General features: G+C 48.8%; 12 protein-coding genes. 10 read left to right on the top strand and 2 right to left on the bottom strand.

What is annotated here, in order from left to right:
- The first annotated feature begins 192 nt into the window (after positions 1 to 192).
- The 10 genes from M3223_RS00715 to M3223_RS00670 all read left to right on the top strand — a co-directional run bounded on the left by M3223_RS00715 (position 193) and on the right by M3223_RS00670 (position 15006).
- Positions 193 to 1737 carry a M3 family oligoendopeptidase gene (locus M3223_RS00715; protein WP_251557965.1) on the top strand — a complete coding sequence of 515 codons (1545 nt, stop codon included), beginning with the start codon at positions 193 to 195 and terminating at the stop codon, positions 1735 to 1737.
- Between the two features lie 54 nt (positions 1738 to 1791).
- The gene (locus M3223_RS00710; protein ID WP_251557963.1) at positions 1792 to 2763 is read left to right on the top strand and encodes a prenyltransferase/squalene oxidase repeat-containing protein; all 972 of its coding nucleotides are present in this window, start codon (positions 1792 to 1794) and stop codon (positions 2761 to 2763) included.
- A gap of 166 nt (positions 2764 to 2929) precedes the next feature.
- A complete protein-coding gene (locus M3223_RS00705) occupies positions 2930 to 4087 on the top strand; it encodes a response regulator (RefSeq protein ID WP_251557961.1) in 1158 nt (385 codons plus the stop codon).
- Positions 4084 to 7131: an ATP-binding protein gene (locus tag M3223_RS00700; protein WP_251557959.1), complete on the top strand. Its 3048-nt coding sequence runs from the start codon at positions 4084 to 4086 to the stop codon at positions 7129 to 7131. The genes M3223_RS00705 and M3223_RS00700 overlap by 4 nt, the downstream gene beginning before the upstream one ends.
- 381 nt (positions 7132 to 7512) lie before the next feature.
- Positions 7513 to 11586, top strand: coding sequence for an S-layer homology domain-containing protein (locus M3223_RS00695; protein ID WP_251557957.1), 4074 nt, complete (start codon positions 7513 to 7515; stop codon positions 11584 to 11586).
- 206 nt (positions 11587 to 11792) lie between these two features.
- On the top strand, positions 11793 to 12305 hold the full coding sequence (locus tag M3223_RS00690; RefSeq protein WP_251557955.1) for an AAA family ATPase: 513 nt from the start codon (positions 11793 to 11795) through the stop codon (positions 12303 to 12305).
- Between the two features lie 17 nt (positions 12306 to 12322).
- Entirely contained in the window at positions 12323 to 12841 is a 519-nt protein-coding gene (locus M3223_RS00685; RefSeq protein ID WP_251557953.1) for a GrpB family protein, read from the top strand.
- A gap of 171 nt (positions 12842 to 13012) precedes the next feature.
- On the top strand, positions 13013 to 13240 hold the full coding sequence (locus M3223_RS00680) for a ribbon-helix-helix protein, CopG family (RefSeq protein ID WP_251557951.1): 228 nt from the start codon (positions 13013 to 13015) through the stop codon (positions 13238 to 13240).
- 18 nt (positions 13241 to 13258) lie between these two features.
- Complete coding sequence (dnaN, locus tag M3223_RS00675; RefSeq protein ID WP_251557949.1) at positions 13259 to 14386, top strand: DNA polymerase III subunit beta; 1128 nt, start codon at positions 13259 to 13261, stop codon at positions 14384 to 14386.
- A 44-nt stretch (positions 14387 to 14430) separates the two neighbouring features.
- A complete protein-coding gene (locus M3223_RS00670) occupies positions 14431 to 15006 on the top strand; it encodes a YdcF family protein (RefSeq protein WP_251557947.1) in 576 nt (191 codons plus the stop codon).
- Positions 15007 to 15078: 72 nt separating this feature from the next.
- Here the strand turns inward: M3223_RS00670 and M3223_RS00665 are convergent, their stop codons facing one another.
- Together M3223_RS00665 and helD are read right to left on the bottom strand one after the other, a co-directional pair.
- A complete protein-coding gene (locus M3223_RS00665; RefSeq protein WP_251557944.1) occupies positions 15079 to 16521 on the bottom strand; it encodes a hypothetical protein in 1443 nt (480 codons plus the stop codon).
- 96 nt (positions 16522 to 16617) lie between these two features.
- Positions 16618 to 19026, bottom strand: a complete 2409-nt coding sequence (gene helD / locus M3223_RS00660) for an RNA polymerase recycling motor HelD (RefSeq protein ID WP_435367985.1) — start codon at positions 19024 to 19026, stop codon at positions 16618 to 16620.
- Positions 19027 to 19248 lie beyond the last annotated feature (222 nt).

Raw genomic sequence — 19248 nt, 5'->3', positions numbered from 1 at the left:
GAATCGGAAGCATTCTCGAGATTTATTCAGGAGTTGGAAGAGGATATGGCTGAAGCGAAAAAAAGGCTTCGGGAGTTCGTCAGCCCGTCGGCACAACATTCCGTTTACATGGATCTTTTGAGTGACCTGCAGAACCTGATGCTTCGAACTAAACAGGCCGCTTCGTATACCTACTGCTTGACCGCTCAGGATGTGACCGATCAAAAGGCGAAAGCTCTGCACGGACGATCGAAGCAAAATGAAGCGGACCTTCAAATATTACTCTTCAAGTTCGCGGAAAAACTAGCTGAGATTCCTCAGCAGCAATGGCAGGAGCTTACTTCCAAAGATGAGATTCAACCCATTTTATTTTCATTAAATGAAATGAGGCAGCAAGTTTTAGACAAGCTGTCATCGGCACAGGAAGAGCTGATCGATGATTTGGCTGTGGAAGGGTACCATTCCTGGATGTCTTTATACACAACCTTAATTCGGCGGATGCAAATTCCTTTTGAGCAGGACGGGAAAGTGGAGCTTTATTCAGTGGAGAGATTGGACAGAGTATTTTCCAGCCCGGATCGCCAGGAACGAGAGCAGGCCTTTATCCGTTATACGGAAGCTTTCCGCGGTGAGGAAGAGGTTTTTGCGAATATTTTAAACAATATGACCGGATTTCGCTTGAAAATGTACAAACATCGGGGATGGAACTCCGTATTGCAGGAATCGCTTGGACTGAACCGGATGTCTCAACCGACTTTAGAGGCCATGTGGGCAGCCGTAACAAGGAGCAGAGAGAATTTCTCTCGTTACTTTAAGCGCAAAGCGGAGCTGCTGGGCTTAGATAAAATGAGCTGGTTTGATGTTCATACATCTGTCGGCAGCTCTTCGTCCGTTCTTCCTTTCACCGATGGAGTAAACTTTATTTTGGAGCGATTTCGCGGGTTTTCACCGTTAATGGCCGAGTTTGCGGTTAAGGCGTTTGACGAAAAGTGGGTCGAAACCGAAGACCGCCCCAACAAGTCGCCAGTGGGATTCCATGCCGGATATCCGCTAATTAAACAATCCCGAATTTTTAAAGCCTATTATGGAACAGCTCATAACGTCGCGACTTTAGCCCATGAATTGGGCCATGCCTATCACCAAAGTTTAATCAATGAAATGCCGCCGCTGGCCCAGAAATACGGGTTGAATTTGGCTGAGACTGCGTCCATACTGTCCGAATCGCTTGTGATGAACGGTTTAATCCAGCAGGAAATGAGTAGAGACGAGCAGATCGCTTTACTGGACGCTAAAATCAAGATGAGCGCAGAGTATTTTTTTAATGTGTATACCTGTTATTTATTTGAAAAGAGCTTATATGCGGAACGAGTCGCCGGGCCTTTAAGCCCGCAGCGTTTAAGTGAATTAATGGTCGAGGCGCAAAAAGCGGCCTATGGCGATGTGTATGAAGTATACAATCCTTATTTTTGGGCTTCAAAGTTTCATTTATATATCACAAGGCATTCGTTTTTTAATTTCCCTTACACGTTCGGATTTCTTTTCAGTACTGGAATTTATGCACAATCGATGGAGGCAGGCCGGGAATTTGAACATACTTATGCAAACTTATTACGCGAATCAGCCAGTATGACGGTAGAGCAGCTAGCGGCCAAACACTTGGGAGTCGATCTGCAAAAGGTGGAATTTTGGGAGAATGCCGTTAAGCTGGTTACAGCGGATATTGACCAATTTTTGGGAATTACTGAAGATGGAAGATGATCGTTCGTTCAGATTGAACAAATATCAAACTAATGTTGAAGGAGGAACGAACAGATGGTGAACAGACAATTCGTCCTAGATTGGCTGCTTGACTCCGACCCTTCAATTCGCTGGCAGGTGATGAAGCATTTAACGGGCGCATCTGCGGAAGAGGTGGCAGCCGAGCGCGCACGGGTTGCAACCGAAGGCTTTGGCGAGCAGCTGCTTTCCTTGCAGGGGCCCGATGGGTCCTGGGCCGGATCGGCTTGGAATGAAGAATGGAATTCCACGATGCATGTTCTTACTCTGCTGCGGGAATTGGGGCTGGATCCTGCGAGTGAAGAGGCGAAGCATGCGTTAAAGCTTGTCCGTGAAGGTGTAAACTGGCGGGGCTGGGATTGGGACGGTACATGGAAGGGCTGGGATTTTATCGGCACTCCTTTTTTTGCAGGGGAGGTTGAGCCTTGCATTAACGGGCAGGTGGCGTCGAGCGGCGCCTATTTCGGTCAAGATGTGGAGCGAATTGTGGGACTCTTGCTAGGGGAGCAGCAGCCTGACGGAGGCTGGAACTGCGAAGCTGCCAATGGCTCGATGCGTTCCTCGTTTAATACGACCATCTGTGTGCTGGAAGCTCTATTAGAATACGAGTTTGCCGGGGGAGCCCTTCATCATCAGGTGAGGGAGGCTCGCCTGCGCGGAGAGGAATATTTGCTGGAGCGCCGTCTGCTACGGCGGCGGACAACGGGAGAGATCGTAAATCCGGAGTGGAAACGCCTTTCATTTCCGACTTGGTGGCACTATGACGTTTTGCGAGCACTTGATTATATGCGGAGAGCCAGAGCCATGCCGGACGAGCGAATGTCGGAAGCCATTGAGTTGCTTCAGTCTAAATGCGACAGCGATGGCCGGTATCCGCTTGAGCATCAGCACCCTGGGGTGATGCCGGTAGAGCTGGGCGAAGCAGAGAGCCAGCCGAGCCGGTGGAACACGTTACGGGCTATGCGGGTATTGGATTGGTATTCGGGAAAGAAGACTGCATTTAAATAACGATTAGAATAGTTGTCTTAATGCAAAGACACGCCATTATGGTGTGTCTTTTGTATTTTAACAGATGGAGCGCGGCAAATCACAATTAAACCGACAAATCCTTTCCTTTTCTACCAATCAGACCTATAGTTAATACTTGCCAAAGCTTAAAAGGAGATAAGAACTCATGATTCGTGTCATGCTCATTGACGATGAAGAAGATGCACTGGATTTATTGGAAATTTTGCTCGGGAAAATGGGAAATGTTCAGGTAGTAGGAAGATATATGAATCCGGTTCAGGCGATTGAAGCATTAAACCATTCCCCTGTAGACGCTGTGTTTTTAGATAATCAGATGCCGGGCATGAAAGGCACGGAAGCTGCCCGCAAGATTCGAAACATGCTCCCGCAACTACCCATTGTGTTTACAACCGCTTATGCCGAATACGCGGTTGAAGCGTTTGAAATTCAATCAACCGATTATTTATTGAAGCCGTTTACGATAGACAGATTGCATAGCGCGGTAACGCGCATTCAACAATCCTTGCCCGCACAGTCCGTCATTCAACCGCAGGCAGGCCAGAGAACAACCATTGCCCTTACCGTCCAATGTATGGGAGGTTTTCTTCTAGCATTACCGGGTGATACGAGCAGAGGACTCGCATGGAAAACAAAAAAAGAAAAGGAATTATGCGCGTTTTTAATCCATCATGCAGGGAAGACCGTGAGCACCGCAGCGATTCTTGAGGCGATATGGCCAGGTTATGATCTGAATAAAGCCAAAACTTATCTATATACATGCCTGTCTTATTTAAGAAAAAGCTTAGCGGAGCACCATATCCCCATCCGGATTACGAAAGCCGATCAAGGGTTCGGTGCGGAGCTGGACGGCGACATAGTTGATATCATTCAATTTGAGCGGTTGCTTAACGAGCCAGGGTCAGAAGAAGAGATGAATGAAGGGTCTTACAACAAAATGAACCGGCTGTATAAAGGCGAATATATGGAAGCTTGCGATTTCGGTTGGGCCATCGCCAAACAGCTGGAGATCAAGGCATTGTATATGCGTCTGCTTCGCAATTGGTATGCGTTTTTCCAGAGTCAGGGCAAGCTGACGCTTGCGGCGGATAGCCTGCAAAAAGTATTACTGCTTTCCCCTGATTCCGAGAACGACGGACGCGAGTTAATCAAGCTGCATCTGAATGCAGGCAATCGAAAGGAAGCGTATGACGTCTGCCTGCAATTGGAGCAAGCGGTACGAATGCAATTAGGAACCGAGCTGGAGGAAGAGACTTTAAGGTTAATCCAGCATACAAAGAATAAGTCGGAGCGGCAGACCCAATGAGGAAAAAAGTTGCGGCGGCGCTCATTACTGCAGCGCTGTTAATTGGAACCTACATGTTGTTATTGACTTACTCCTCTACATTCAAAAAGCCTATGCCTGCAGCAGTGAATGGAGTCTTGGATTTAACGTCGTGGAGGATCGAGGAGAAAGGGGCTGTTCGCCTTGATGGGCAGTGGGAGTTTTATCCGAATCGAATGTTCACCGGCGAGACGGATTTTTCTTCTGCCGATCCGGAGGAACTAAAGCCTCGGCTTATCCAAGTCCCGGGATTATGGAAAAATCAGATGGAAACGCTTGGCATGGCGACTTATCGATTGCGGATCCGGATCGATGATGCGGATGCGGTATATGGCTTAAAAACAGCGTCCATTCTTATTTCCAATAAAGTCATCGTTAATGGCAAAATCGTTGGCTCAAGCGGGGAACCAGCCGAGAAGCAGCATTACAAAGCGTTAAACAAACCATATGCCAGCTACTTCACTCTGCAGCCGGGTTGGAATGAAATCTTGGTGCAGGTAGCCAACTATGAATTTCGTGTAGGCAGCGGAATTACCGAATCTCTTCTATTAGGCACAGCCGAACAGATCGGCGGGCTGCGAGATCAGGCGACGGCTCATGATTGGATCGCGTTCACTGCTTTTTTTATTATGGGATTATATTTTATCGGATTATTTTCCCAACGCAGAAATGATTTCTCGCTCGCGGTATTTGGCTTTGTTTGCATATGTATCGCTGTGTTTACGAGCATTAGCGGAGAAAGAGTGTTATTCGATGCGGTCGGACCACTGCCGTTCTGGCTTTACTTCCGCATTCAGATGATTTCGACAGTCGGGGTGGGCCTTGGATTTTTTCTTTACGTGTATACCGCTTTCCGGCCGTACGGTTATAGATGGTTTACTCAAGGCGGGCTGGCTTCAGGAATCATACTAGCTGTACTGAATATAGGCTTTGCTTCTCAGCTGTCCACAGGGCTGTTTCGTCAGTTGACATCGTTGTACGTTACTGTCGCGCTGCTATACGCAACGTATGTGTTCGTGTATACAGCCCTTCATAAAGTGGCAGGCAGCCGGTATTTGGCCGTGACGGCAATGGCTTTGAATGCGCTGATCCTGAAACAGAACATGAACGTTTATTTCGGCGTGCCGATCTACACGGTTCCCCCAGTTGAGCCTTTTCTTGTTCTATTGATGCTGGCTCTGCTCATGTCGCTCCGGTTCTCGAACGCTTTTCGAAAAATCGAGGAGCTGTCCGGGCAATTGCTGCAAGCGGACAAACAAAAGGATGATTTTTTGGCTCGAACCTCGCATGAATTCAAAACGCCGCTGCACGGCGTAATGAATATTTCCCGCTCGATGCTTGACGATGCTGCGCAACCGCCAACTGCCGAGCAACGGGAAAAGCTTCAGTTAATGATCGACATTACGAGAAAGCTATCGCAGCTCGTTTACGACATTTTGGATTTATCTAAGTTAAAACAAGGCGAACTGAGAATTGTTCCGACGCCGATTGATGTTCGTTCCGTCGCGGAGATGCAAGTGCGCTTCTATTCCTATTTGTGCACGGATGTCCAGCTGATAAACGATGTTCCTGCGCAGCTGCCTGCCGCATACGCAGATGAAATTCGTTTGAGCCAGGTAATCGGAAATTTGCTGGACAATGCAATTAAGCATACGGAAAACGGAAGGATTGTCATTACCGGCAGGGAGCAGGGAGGCATGCTTGAGATTAAGGTGCAGGATACGGGATCAGGCATCGAGCCCCAAGATATTCCCTTTATTTTTGAACCGTTCAAATCGCTGGATGAAACGCAGCATCGCGGCTTCGGGTTAGGACTGCCGATAGCAAAACAGCTGGTCGAGCTGCAAAATGGTGTGCTTTCGGTCGAATCCTCTCCTGGAGTCGGGAGCGCGTTTACGTTCACTCTTCCACTGGCCGACGAGCAGAGACCGGCTTCGCAGCTCCAGACTTATTCAACCCCGCAGATTATTTCGATTCAAAACGGATATTCGTTTACAACACCGTATTTAGTTAATCCGAGCGGCAAACATACGATACTGATCGTCGACGATCAGTATGTGAATTTGAAGGTTTTGCTGGATTCGCTTCAAGTGCTGGATTATCGCGTGATTGCGGTCAAAAACGGGTACGAGGCGCTGGAGCAGATCGATCGGAACGCCAGAATCGATCTTGTTATTCTTGATTTAATGATGCCGGGTTTGTCCGGCTACGAAGTGTGCCAGGAGATACGCAAACGGTACTCGCTGCTGGAGCTGCCCGTCCTGATGGTGACGGCGGCCTATCAGCCGCAGGATAAGGTGGCGGCATTCCAGGCGGGGGCAAACGACTACTTGCCGAAGCCGTTTGATTTGGAGGAGCTGAAGGCAAGAATCGGCAGCCTGCTTGCGATGAAGGAATCACTCGGCCGGGCGGTTCATCTGGAGGTGGCGTTTTTACAATCGCAAATCAAGCCGCATTTTATTTATAACGTGCTGAATAGCATTGTGGCGTCAAGTTATACGGATGTGGAGCGCGCGCGGAAAATGATCATTGATCTTGCCGATTATTTGCGCGGCAGCTTTCGATTCAGCAATGCGGATGAACGGATCGAGTTTGCGGAAGAATTCAGCCTCATTCGAACGTATGTGGAAATTGAACGGGCGCGGTTTAGAGACCGCATTCGCTTTGAATTTACGATCGATGAGGCTGCTTATAGCTTGCGCATGCCGCCGCTGCTTTTACAGCCGCTAGTGGAAAATGCGATTCGTCACGGCATCGGCAATCGTATCGAGGGCGGAACGGTGACGTTGACGGCGGAGAAGTCGGATGGGAATTGGCGATTTGTTGTCGCCGACGATGGCGTCGGGATTCCACGAGAGCAATTGGAGAAGCTGTTTGCGCGAGATGAAAACAATACGCTGCAAGGAGTCGGGCTGCTGAATATTAACAAACGGTTGAAATTCGAATACGGAGTCTTATTGGAACTGGAAAGCGAGCCGGGATTCGGCACAAAAGTAACGGTGGTTATACCTGATTCGCGGGTGTAACAGCTAACAGCTAGACTTACGTTGAATAATAGATTTCTAGGCCCTTATCGATAACCGATGAGGGCCTATTTTAATATGGAGGAATTTGTCGATTTTTAAGGTTTTTTTAAGGTGCTATTTTATAAGATGGCTTAATAAACGGATGCTTGAAGAAGGTCTGCAATCAGGAAAGGAAGATGCAAGTTGATCCCAGCCATGAACAGGAATAAAAAAAGAGATAGAATGCGAAAAATGGTGCATTATTTACTAGCGTTTCTTTTAGTATTGCCTATTTTAACAAGCGGCGGTACGGCTTCAGCGGCCTCCGGGTGGACATTAATAGACGGCGGCGGACCCAACGGGCTCAACGTAAATCCCGCCAATTACGCAGAATCGCCTGTAATGGCCACGTGGAAAGGCGAGGTTTATGCAGTATGGCAGGAAAGGGTCGTGCCAAACTCACATCCCAGTCAAATTCGAGTCAAGAAGTATAACGGCTCAAGCTGGATCAGCGTCGACGGAAACGGTCCAAACGGATTAAATGTGAATCCTCTCAAAGCGGGAACAAGACCTGCGCTGGTCGCGTTCGGCGATGTTTTGTATGTCGCATGGTCCGAAGTCGATCTATCATATAATGATCAAATCCGAATCAAGAAGTACGATGGCATAAGTTGGACAAGCGCCGAAGGCGGAAGCTCGGGCGGATTAAATGTAGATGCGACAAAGGATGCTACCTTCCCTAATCTGGCTGTATATAACAATGAATTGTTCGCGACATGGTCGGAAGCAGGCCAAATTCGAGTGAAAAAGTATGATGGTACAGAGTGGACAAGCGTTGACGGCGGCGGTGCAAACGGAATAAATGCAGGAGGCGGAGGCTTTCCTGTTATGGCCGTACTGGGTAATCATTTATATATCGTATGGTCTGAAGTTACCGGATCCAATTACCAACTGCGAGTGAAGAGGTATGACGGAGGGAATAGCTGGACGTTCGTGGACAACAGTGCGACTGGGTTGAATATGGTCAGTTCAAGCAGCGCGCTTTACCCTTCTGTTGCCGTTTTGGACAATGTCTTATACGTGGCGTGGCATGAGCCAATCGGCCGTACGGACGACCAGATTCGAGTTAAGAAGTATGACGGCACGACATGGACCAGTATTGACGGCGGAGGGCAGTACGGAATTAACGTGAGTTCTGCTTTCCGAGCAAACTACGTTAAATTAGCTGTAGTCGACAACAATTTGTATGCAGTGTGGCAAGAACATTATACAGGAGTACTTTTTAAAATTCGTGTGAAAAAGTACGATGGTACGACTTGGACGAGTGCAGAAGCCAATTGGAACGGTTTGAATGTGAATGCGACGAAAACCTCTATTTATCCTGCTGTATCCGTGGTAAACGACGTTTTATATGTAGCTTGGCAGGAGAAGAACAATACAGCGGAGCAAGTTAGGGTGGCTAACTACACGCCGCCTCCCCCGCCGGCTGTGAACAGCGTAAGTGTCGTCCCGGCTCGCGCCAGCGTGGCGCAGGGAGGGACCAGGCAGCTCTCCGCTTCAGTAGTCGCGGTGGGAGGAGCAGCAACGACGGTTACATGGACGAGCAGCGACATCGCAAACAAAGTAACGGTAAACAGCGCAGGGAAAGTAACGGTCGCGGCGGACGCGGAGCTTGGAGAGTATACGATCACGGCAACGTCCACTGCGGATACCAGCAAAAAAGGAACGTCGACAATTACGGTAACGCATGCACCAGCCGTGAACAGCGTAACTGTGACTCCAAGCAGCGGGAGTGTGGAGCAAGGCTCCAGTAAACAACTCGCTGTTTCGGTAGACGTGTTAGGGGGAGCGGCAACAACGGTCTCCTGGACGAGCAGCGACGTTGGCAACAAGGTAAAGGTGAACAGCACAGGAAAAGTAACGGTCGCGGCGGACGCGGAGCCCAGAGATTACACCATCACAGCCACGTCGACGGTGGATAACAGCAAAAAAGGAACGTCGACAATCACGGTAACGCATGCACCAGCCGTGAACAGCGTAACTGTGACTCCAAGCAGCGCGAGTGTGGAGCAAGGAACTAGCAAACAGCTCGCTGTTTCAGTAGATGCAGTAGGGGGAGCTGCGCAGACGGTCACTTGGACGAGCAGCGACATTGATAATAAGGTGACGGTGAACAGCACGGGTAAGGTAACGGTTGCGGCGGACGCGGCGCCGGGAGATTACATCATCACAGCCACGTCGACGGTAGATAACAGCAAAAAAGGAACGTCGACAATCACGGTGACGGAAGCGCCCACTTATGCGATTGCTGCAATCGAGGATCAGACTCTGACGGCATTGACGCGGGGATACGATTCTGGCAGCCAAGAAACCAGGACGATTCCGGTTATAAACAGCGGCACTGGAAAACTGGAAAATCTGTCGGCAGCGCTTAGCGGCGCAAACGTTAACGATTTTGTGATAACACAGCCGGAGTCTACTTTAACTAGCAGCGCATCAACAAGTTTTGACATTAAGGTAAAGGACGATTTGCCGGCAGGCACCTATACGGGAACGGTTATCTTAACTGCAGATAACCTGGCCCCTGTATCGTTTACAGTGTCACAAGCCGTGAACCTGGAAAATGCTCCTGCAAATCCGCAGAATCTTGCGGTTGTCGGCGGAGATCGTCAAGCTACACTCAGCTGGAACGCGGTACCCGACGCTGATCGTTATCGTATTTACATGGCCACAAATACAAATTTCAACGACGCCGTTGAGGTTGCAACCGTCACATCCTCTACCTACAGCGTACAAAGATTGGTCAACGGAACTCCTTATTACTTTATTGTAAAGTCTGAAAATGCAGGCGGGTTGAGCGAAGCATCCAATCAAGCATTCGTAATCCCGGCAACCATCCCAGGAGCTCCGATCAATGTAACGGCAATTGCAGGTAACGGCCAAGCACTCGTTACGTTCACGGCTCCAATCGATAACGGCGGAAGCGCGATTACAGGGTATGAAGTGACTGTTTCACCAGGGTTTGTGGTTGTAACTGGAGGGGCCAGTCCGATTACCATTACCGGTTTGACGAATGGAGCGAGATATACCTTTACGGTAAAAGCGATTAACGGTACAGGCAAAAGCGTATCGTCTGCAGAATCAAACGCTATTACTCCAGAAGCTCCAGATACTCCCGATAATCCGTCCCAGCCTTCTACTCCAACAACGCCAAAAACTGAGAACAAAGGTGTGGATATTCTGGTTAACGGAAAAGTCGAGAATGCGGGCACCGCTATTATTTCAAAACGAAACGAACAATCCGAATTAACGGTTGTTGTGGATCAGAAAAAGCTGGATGAGCGGCTCGCAGCGGAAGGCCAACACGCGGTAGTGACGATTCCAATTAGCCAAAAATTCGATATCGTCATTGGCGAGCTGAACGGTCAAATGGTGAAAAACATGGAAGATAAGGAAGCTGTTCTTGAGTTCAAAACCGACTATGCGACGTACACGCTTCCAGCGCGGCAAATTAATATCGGCGCTATTTCCAAGCAAATCGGGACAGCTATAGCATTACGAGACATTAAAATTCAGATTGAAATTTCCGTTCCAACAGCGGACACATTAAAGCTTGTAGAGCATGCTGCAGCAAAAGGCGAACTTACACTCGTCGCCCAGCCTTTAGACTTTAAAGTGAAATCTGTTTACGGAGATAAAATCGTTGAAGTATCGAATTTCGACGCCTATGTGGAAAGAACAATTGCAATTCCGGATGGAGTCGATCCAAGCAAGATTCCGACAGGAGTTGTAGTTGAAAAGGATGGTTCAGTTCGTCATGTGCCAACAAAAATTTCAACGATTGATGGAAAATATGTGGCCCAAATCAACAGCTTGACCAACAGCACTTATGGGGTCGTATGGCATCCGCTTGAGTTTAGCGATATGGCTAATCATTGGGCGAAAAACGCGGTAAACAACATGGGGTCTCGGATGGTCGTTGAAGGAACGGGGAACGGCATGTTCAGTCCAAACATGGAAATTACCCGAGCCGAATTTGCAGCCATTATTACTCGCGGATTAGGACTGAAGCTGGACAATAGCGCAGCGCCATTCTCGGATGTAAAATCGTACGCTTGGTATAACGGCGCGGCCAACACGGCCTATACCTATGGGCTAATAAACGGCTTTGAAGACGGCACATTCCGTCCGAATGAGAAGATTACGAGAGAGCAAGCCATGGTTATTTTATCCAAAGCGATGTCTTTAACCGGGCTTAAGGACAAGCTGCCTGAACAATCGACAGAAGCAGCGCTTAATCCGTTTACAGATGCGGTGAGAGTGGCTTCATGGGCTCAAAACAGCGTTGCGATTAATGTTCGGGCTGGTATTGTTTTAGGAAGAAACGGGGCTTTGCTTGCACCCAAGGGTTACATCACCCGTGCGGAAGTTGCAGCTATAATACAGAGATTATTGCAAAAATCGGATCTCATTTAAACTCTCAAGCCCTGCCACTACTCAGCCTTATGCTGGGTAGTGGCAGGGCTTTTCTTGTTAAATCCTCTTTGTATTTATCGCCTTCTGGCTCGACAATTGGCTTCATTTTCAACTTAAGCTGTTTGCTCCCTTTACCGTAATGTGAATTTGTTTGAAAATATAGGAAATAAGCTTGGAGAGTCATTCCGGTACAGGGGGAAACATAAGTGGAGAAGAAAATGCCGTTATTTATCGTTACAGGCGCCAGCGGATCAGGAAAATCATTTGTAATAGGCGAATTAAGAAAGATACTGCCTGAATTTGATATTTTTGATCCTGATCAAGTAGTTGATTTTATTGGCCATGATTGGGAGCTGATGAGAAATATATGGCTGCGCGTTGCTCGAGGTATAGCTGGGAGCGGAAGAATGACAATTATATGCGGGACGTTCATGCCCTGGGATGTAGAGAAATGTGCGGATTATGATTGTTTTGAGCATGTGTATTATCTAAATCTTCATTGTGACAAAGAAGCTAGAGAGCTTCGGCTACGCGCAAGAGATTGGTCCGAGGAAATGATCCAAGATCATAAAGATTTTGCAACTTGGCTCGTTGAAAATGCAGATACAGCTTATACACCACCTATGCCGATTGTAGATACGACACATACTGACGTTGCGGAAGTTGCCCTTCAAATTAAAGGCTGGGTTCAACGGTATGCAGGCCAAGTTAAGTTTTAAGAAATGAGGGAGAGCGCTTGCCACCTGAAGTGAAACTTGTAGACTACGATCCCCAGTGGGCTGTTCAGTTCGAGTTAGAAAGGGCAATATTACAAGAAATTTTAGGCAATAAGGCTGTAGCAATTGAGCATATCGGCAGTACCTCTGTACAAGGATTAGCCGCTAAACCAATCATCGATATTGCTCTCGCAGTTAAGAACTTAACAGAAGCAGATGCTTTTATAGTACCTTTGCAATCTTTTGATTACGAATATGTTCCCAAAGAAGATTTCCCTGCTCGCAGATTTTTTAGAAAAGGGGAATGGAGAAAAGGAACGCACCACCTGCATATTTATGAAGAAGGAAGTGAAGAGTGGGAGAACAAGCTATTGTTTCGTAATTATTTGCGGAATTTTCCTGATTTAGTAATCCAATATGCTGATCTAAAAAAGAAACTTGCCATTTTATATGCAGAAGATCGCTCCGTATACACTGCGAAGAAGGACCCGTTTATTCAAGAAATAATTAGACGAGCTCAAAATGAACGTTTTGAGTGAAAAAATGTAAATAGAAACTGACTGTTGTGGGTTTCCACACGGTCAGTTTTTTTGTCAATCAATTAGTTTGCTTCCGTAATTCAAAATATTGTAAGCGATTCAGTCCTATGATAGAATAAAATTAATGCAAAATGAATAAGGTTACTAAATTCAAATGAGGGTGTAATAAAAATGAGCGATATAAAAATTGGAGTCTCAAATAAAGATGGACAGCTTGCTTTTATGTCTTCAAGAGGAGGGCCGCGGGAGGGAGCCGGAAGAAAAAATATCGGAATAACCAAAAAAGTGTCATTGACTTTAACAGAGGAGTTATGGGAAAAGGTCGAACAACAACGTTTGGAGCAGAATCTATCCCGTTCGGAATTGCTCCGAACTATTATTGAATCCTATTATTCATAAAGAAAGTTGGGTGACCAAGTGCTTGCCTATGTAGCCAAACAGAGCTTGATGGAAGCTTTGCAGCATGTGTTAAAGGCAGTATCCGTCCATAATCCAATCCCCATATTAACAGGCATACAAATAGTGGCAAATTCGAAGGGACTGCTCTTTACGGCAAGCAACTCCAGCATGACCATTCAACACGAAATACCCCTTGGCAGTGAATTAAACGTTCGTAAAATCGGCAGTATCGTTGTTCCAGCACGGTATTTTCATGAGGTTATTCGCAAATCTCAAGGGGAAATAATCTCACTTGAACTAAAAGAGCATTTGGTTCTCACGATAATAGCCGATCATTCACTAATACGATTACGAGGCATGGACTCAAATGAATTCCCAAAGGTCTCTAACGGGCAGCATCCGCCTACAATAAAGTTTGAGATAAACAGCGCACTTTTGAAATCATCCATAAAACAAGTTGCTGCAGTAGCATCTACTTCCGAGGCACGGCCGATTTTAACAGGGGTTTGTTTTAACTGTAATCACGAGACAATGATTTTAACGGCTACAGACGGAATACGACTAGCAACACGGACTGTATCAATTGCACAGAATGAAATTGACGCATGCGCAACCATAATTATTCCAAGTAAAAATTTATATGAAGCATCGAAAATAATGGATTGTGAAGATGGAATTTCAGAAATTCAAATTTCCCGCAATCAAATTAGATTTAAAACGAGTCATAGTCTAATTCACTCTTCTTTAATCGAGGGGACTTTTCCATCCGTAAAAAATGTTATTCCTAAATCTTGTGTTTCCGAAGTAACCATGAGTACATCTTTTTTATTGAATGCTGTGGAACGTGCCGTTGTTTTAGCAGACAAAAGTATAATGAGACTAACGGCTACCTCCACAAAATTAGACTTACTATCCAAAACATCCGAAATTGGCGATGTTCAAGATGAAGTTCCAATTGAAAAGCTGGATGGCGAAGAATTTACCCTATCTCTTAATGCAAAATTCCTAATGGATATCCTTAGAAATATTGACAGCAGTTATATTAAAGTAAAATATGCTTCCAAGAAAAGTCCGATTATTATTCAGCCCGTTGATGATTTGTCGACTGCTTTGTTTTTAATTACTCCTGTGATTACGGCGGATTAGTGGTAGCTAACTTAGGATAAATCGGAGAGAGTGCAGGTGAGAACATGAATTATGTTTGGGTTAAACGATCTTTAATCATTGTAGGCATTCTTTTCAGTTGGTTTATCGTTCACACTACTTTCATCCTAATAGACGGGTTGAATGATGAACTGAAGCCTGTCGATGCAGCAGTAGTATTAGGAAATAAAGTCGAAGATGACGGGCAGCCCTCGGAGCGGTTAAAAGCAAGATTAGACAGAACCGTAGAGCTGTATGTGAAGGGCTATTTTGCCCTTATCATTGTAAGCGGAGGGATTGGCAAGGAAGGTTTTGATGAGGCAAAGGTTATGAAATCTTACTTATTAGCTAAAGGGATACCGGAACAAAATATCAAAGAGGATAACAACGGGTACAACTCATATAGGACCGCCCAAAACGCAAGCAAAATGATGCATGAATTAGGTTTAAACTCAGCGATGATTATTACTCAATATTTTCATGTATCTAGAACCAAATTAGCGTTTAGAAAATCAGATATTCAAAAAGTGTATGCAGCACATGCCAAAATCTTTGAATTTAGAGATATTTACTCCATTATCCGAGAATTCCCAGCCTATTATAAATATCTGTTTAAATATTAAAACAGCGTCAATCTAGGACTATACATCCTCGTCCATGACTGACGCTGTTTTTAATGAGTCGGCAGGGCAGTATTAGAGTAAAAATACCGCAACGACCGTCGTCACAACGAGGCCGATTACAACCGGCTTTAAATTCCGCCGCGCCAGCTCAAACGGACTGACGCCGCAGATCGCTGCGGCCGGGATGAGCGCCCACGGAATCAAGGTGCCGCCGCCGACCCAGATAGCCGCGATTTGCCCGAGAGCCGTCAGCACATCGGTGCCGCTGCCGAGCGCAGTTCCAAACAGATTGGCCACCGATCCGGCCAACGAAATGCCGGAGAAGCCCGAGCCGTCGAGTCCGGTAATGGCTCCGACCGTGGTCAGAGTAGCGGCCGCTACCGCTCCATTCACGGGCACGGAATGGGCGAGCGCCGTGCCGAGATCGTTCACAATGCCATGCGAGCCAGCCGGCAGCGCGGCTTCGCCGAACAGAGCGGGCAGCGCGGAATCGCCCAGATAGAAAAAGGCGGCGATGGGGATAACCGGCCCGAACACTTTAAAGCCAAACGTAAACCCTTCGACCAAATAGGAGGTAGAGCGCTCCAAACCGCGGCTGCGGTGCGCCAATATCGAGAGCGCGGCAACAATCAGGGCCGCTGTTCCGCCGATTAGCGCGGTTGCGTCTCCGCCCTGCAGCTTCAGGCTGAACATAACTGCCACATCGGCTGCAAACAACAGCGGGATCATTACCGCAACGGTCCGTTTTACGCCAATACTTAGCCCGCTGGAAACCTTAACATCCTCCTTGGCCGAAGCGCTGTCTGTGCCGTACACTCCGCCTCCAAACAAGGAATTTCCGCCCGGCTGCAAGAGGCCGTCGCGCCAGGTGCCCGCGGCAATGTCCCTGCGCATGAACCAGTAGGCCGCGATTGTCGTAACCGCTCCCATAACGATCAACAGCGGTACGCTCGCCGCCATGACCTGAGCGACGCCTAGTCCGGCCGCGTCTGCGGTCAGCTTTGGAGCGCCTTGAATAATATAGTCGCCGGAAAGAGCAATGCCGTGGCCGAACAGGTTCATCGCCATGGCGGCGCCAAGCGCGGGCAGCCCGACCCGTATCGCAACGGGCAGCAGCACGGCTCCGATCAGCGCGACCGCTGGCGAAGGCCAGAAAAAGAAGCTGACCGTCATCATGATCAGCCCGATGCCCCAGAAAGCCATTGCCGGAGTGCGCAGCAGAGAGGCAAACGGGCGAATCATAATCTCGTTGATGCCTGTCTCGACGAGCAACCGGCTCATGGCAACGATGATCGAGATGATCAGAATGGTGCTCGACAGCTCTTTTATGGCAAAGATCAAGCTGTTAAACAGCCCGCCAACCGCTCCGCTGACCGATCCGGAGGCAGCAAAGCCGATTGCGCCAATGCCGATGAGGCAGGCAATCGTTGTGTCGCGCCGCAGCGTGAGCATGAGAATAATGACGGCGATGAAAAATAGATAGAGCCAATGAATGGAGCCTAAGATGAGGTCCATATGAATCTGTCCTCTCGCAAGCAGAATGTCTGTCTTGCTGCATCCTATGCAGCGGGCGGACTAGGCGTTCGCTTAGGAGGGACATGCGGATTAGGTTTAATTTTTTGGCCTGTCTTGGGCGGAGTGAGGCTCACCAATGCCGATAGAGGTCATTTCCTCAGACAGCCTCCAGCTGTCTGGAGCAGCGTCGGCAATAAACGGAGACGGCTCTCCGGCGCAATAGAGCTGCAGATGATGCATCGCTCTGGTGCAAGCGGTATAAAAAAGCTTGCGGAGCCGCTCTTCGCCATATGCGGCAGCCGAGGCGTCATGAATGAGCACGGCGTCAAACTCGACTCCTTTAGCCAAGTAGGCCGGAATGACTACGGCTCCGCTCTCAAAGCTGGTCGTGTCCTTTGTGACGAGTTTAATTCCTTCCAAGCCTGGTTGGAGACGCAGCATTTCCCAGGCTGCCTTGGCTTCCTCGGCCGTGCGGCAAATAACGGCTGCCGAGGCGGCTCCGGCGTTAAGCAGTTTGTGCAGCTCTTCCGCGAGCCGAACGTCCCGGGCTTCATCGTTTAACGACAGGTACAATACCGGCAATTCACCCGGTCGGTCGAATGGCTCGATGCCGCTGCCATCGGGCAGCATGGAGCGGGTAAATTCTACGATCGGGCGGGTGGAGCGGTAGCTGCGCCTCAGCACGATCGTCTCCGTTTGCTCCTGCCCGTATAGCTCCTGCAGCCAGCTGCTGGCGGCCAGCTCTGTGGAATGGGCGAATATGGCCTGATTAAAATCGCCTAGCGCCGTAATTTTGGCCATCGGAAACAGTCTCCGCAGAAAATGAAACTGAAACGGCGAAAAATCCTGCGCCTCGTCTACAAGCACATACCGAATCGCTGTATTCATGCGGAAGCCCTGCACGAGCTCAGTCAGATAAAGCAGCGGAGCGGCGTCTTCGTAGGCGAGACGTTTCTCCTCAAACGCTTCATGCGTCATCGCGCATACGGCTTGCCACTCCTCATTCTCGAAGCCGTCCGGCGTTTCCCCCCGGAACAGATCCCGGTACATGCCGGGCACGTCAATCCAGGCCAGACGGTTGGCCAGCCGGCGCAGCGGCTTAAACGCCTCGCGTACAACAGCGGCGCGCAGCACATTTTCCTCCACCGTGCTTTCATCTTCTTCGGCGCCTTCGCGAAGCTTGCGCTGCATTTGCTTGTGAGCGCGGACGTAGTGCTCGGTATCGAGAAACTCGATTTGTTCGCGGACCCAATCGGCGCCGCATTCCAGACGCTCCAGCCGGGTTAGCTCTTCCAGCAGCCATTCGCGCAGCAGCTCGATCCGGTTTGGCAGCCGGATATGGCTTTCCATAGCGTAAAATCGATCTTCCAGCTCCTTGCGGCTCAGCAGCAGCCGGCCTTTGAATCGGAAGCCTTTAAAGCGCATGCCTTCTGTTAACAGTCCGTCTGCAAAGGTGTGAATCAGGTTCAGAAATGCGGCGGAGTTTTTAAAACGGATCGAATTCAAGCGCAGCCTTACAGCTTTGTCAGCCTCTGGGGCGGCAAGCACGGCTTCAAGCTGGTCGTTGGCATCCTCAATCATGTACCGTTTGCCAAGCCGCAGCTCCAGATAGCTTTGGAATGTCGTTTGGCGAATATTATCCTCGCCGAGCTCCGGCAGAACGGAAGAGATGTAGCTGCTGAACATCGGGTTGGGTGAAAACAGCACCATCTGCTCGGCGCTGATGCGCTTCCGGTGTTTATACAGCAAGTAGGCGACACGCTGCAGCGCGGATGACGTTTTGCCGCTTCCAGCCGCGCCTTGGACGATCAGCATCCGCGCCCGGTCGTTGCGGATAATGGCGTTCTGCTCCTGCTGAATCGTGCCGACGATGGATTGCATATGCGAGCTGGAGCTGCGGCTGAGCACCTCTTGCAGCAGCTCGTCGCCGATCGTCATGCCGGTGTCGAACATGGAGCGGATGGCACCCTCGCGAATGGAGAACTGGCGCTTCAGCGTCATCTCTCCGGCGATCTCGCCTACCGGCGTTTCATATTGCGCAGGGCCTGGTCCATAATCGTAGTAAAGACTGGCAACCGGAGTCCGCCAATCATAAACAAGGAAGGTTTCGCCATCTTCAGCCAGGAAGGATGCAACCCCAATATAAATTGTATCCGCTGGTCCAGGCGATCCGTCCTCGGCAAAGTCGATTCGGCCAAAATAGGGGGATGGGTATAAACGGCGCATTTTTTGCAAGCCTGCGCTTATATGCCGGTGGCTCCGCTCGCGCTCGGACAGCAATTCCGCCTGCTGTTTCATGCTAATTGCCGTTTCGAGCCGGTCGTCTCCCGCCGTCAAATTGACCGTCACATCATCCCAGAAATCGGTACGGATGTCGACAACCTGCGTCCGAAGCTCCGAGACGAGCGGCTCGTCCCGTTCAATCCGTTGTTTAAGCTCGCCGCGCACGCGGTCGACGCGCTGCTGTTCCTTTTGCCATTGCGTGCCATCGATCAAGGCGTACACATCCTTTTTGGTTCCCGCACCGCCATCAGCGGGAAGGCTGGCTTGACGGGGAGGGGAATCTATAGTAGAATACAATTGATATAAAAGTGTTTGTTCATCTAATTCCTAATTCTACTAGCCATAAGCTGAACTAGTTTACCATTATCGCCTACTTCAATCAAGTCTAATCCCGCCCGCCGAGAGCGGGCTTTTTTTATGCCCACAAACTCTCATTCCCTTTTC

This window comes from Paenibacillus pasadenensis (genome assembly GCF_023715725.1).
Lineage (GTDB): Bacteria > Bacillota > Bacilli > Paenibacillales > Paenibacillaceae > Paenibacillus_O > Paenibacillus_O pasadenensis_A.
This window is presented reverse-complemented; position numbering and strand designations above follow the sequence as displayed.